This is a genomic window from Azoarcus sp. Soil_N_20 (assembly GCF_057656155.1).
In genome coordinates, this window is the sequence record NZ_JBDGKX010000065.1 from 1 (window position 1) to 468 (window position 468).

Genomic DNA, 468 nt, shown 5'->3' on the forward strand with positions numbered 1-468 from the left:
AGCGGGCGATCCATTTAGCAGGCGATCGGACTCTTGCCTGACCACCGTGTAGCACTCGCAGGTTCGCGCTTCCAGCCCGGCCCGGTCGAGCACGGTGATGTGGCCGCGGTGGTATTCGATGAGGCCAGCCCTTCGTAGCGTGCCGGCAGCTTCGGTGACGCCCTCCCGGCGCACCCCGAGCATATTGGCGATCAAGCCGTGAGTGATGACCAGTTTGTTCGAGGGCATCCGATCGAGAAAAAGCAGCAACCAGCGACAAACCTGTTGGTCAAGGGAGTGATGGCGGTTGCAGACGGCGGTCTGAGCCATCTGCGTGAACAGCGCTTGGGCATATCGCAGTAGCAAGCTATGTAGTGCGCCGCTGCGCCGTCCTCCGACACGCTTGAGTTCTTCCTTCAGAATTCGCCCCGAAAGCCGGTAGGCCTGCCCGGCACATTGCACCACGGCCCGGCTGGGGGTGCTGTCACC

1 protein-coding gene is annotated in these 468 nt (G+C 62.6%); it reads right to left on the reverse strand.

Annotation, left to right across the window (positions count from 1 at the left end):
- The coding region (locus tag AC3A35_RS27910) for a Crp/Fnr family transcriptional regulator (RefSeq protein ID WP_487439811.1) at positions 1 to 468 on the reverse strand (468 nt) is incomplete at both ends.